The 954-nt window shown below is 55.9% G+C and carries 1 protein-coding gene and 1 pseudogene; both read left to right on the forward strand.

Annotated elements, in window-relative coordinates; genetic code table 11:
* Positions 1-359: plasmid mobilization protein (locus WM40_RS27150; RefSeq protein ID WP_046154659.1), on the forward strand; the 359-nt coding region annotated here is incomplete at its 5' end.
* Positions 349-954, forward strand: a pseudogene (locus tag WM40_RS27155) (LPD7 domain-containing protein); the annotation flags it as partial. The gene WM40_RS27150 and the pseudogene WM40_RS27155, both read left to right, overlap by 11 nt.

The raw sequence follows: 954 nt of genomic DNA on the forward strand, positions 1-954 counted from the left end.
GGGGCCGAAAAAAGCTTGCCGCGTCGCTTGGCAAGCCAATCAGCACGCGCTTGAACCATGAGCAATGGCGCACATTCAGCGAGAAGGTGAAGCACTCGGGTATGAGTTCTTCCGAGTTCTTGCGCGATTGCATTCTGACGAACCGCACCGAAGTGGTGGCGCGGCCGCCGGTTACGGCCGAGCGCCGCCGCATCATGTATGTGATCAATAAGACGGGCAACAACTTGAACCAACTCGCGCACGTGGCGAACACCGTACGCTTGTCCGGCAAGCTTTCCGAAACGACCTTCGCGGCGGTGGCCGACGAGCTTGAAATGATCACGCAGTTGCTCAAGGCGCATTTGTATCGTGTTGATTAGGGTCTCCGGCCGTCATGACGGCGTCAAGCAGTACCTCGAGGACGGTCAGAAGATAGGTCGGTCGCTTAGCCGCGACGAGCTTGACGAGCGGGTGGTGCTCGCAGGTGACCTCGATCTGACTGACGCGGTGATTCAATCGATCGATGCGCCACCGCGCGTCTCGCGCTATCTGAGCATCACGCTCTCGTTCAAGGAGGATCACATCGATCGTCAAACGTTATTGCAAATTGCGCGTGATTTTGAGTCCTTCGCCATGCATGCGTATCGTTCGGACGAATATTGCTTCTACGCCGAGGCGCATTTGCCGCGTGTGAAGAGCTACATCGACCAGTTGAGCGGCGAGCTCGTGGAACGCAAGCCGCATATTCATATTGTTATACCGAAGACCAATCTTATTTCTGGACAGTCATTGCGGCCATTGGGTTTTGAAAAATACAACATCCAATACATCGACGCTTTCCAGGAGCACACGAACGCACAGTATGGGCTGGCCAGCCCAAAAGATAACCGCCGCACGGTGCTTAGCGATGCGTCGGAGATGATCAGCCGCTATCGCGGCGATCTGTTTCGCGCGAATGGTCGTGCCCTCAAAGAG

Source organism: Robbsia andropogonis, from assembly GCF_000970345.1.
Taxonomy (GTDB): Bacteria; Pseudomonadota; Gammaproteobacteria; order Burkholderiales; family Burkholderiaceae; genus Robbsia; species Robbsia andropogonis.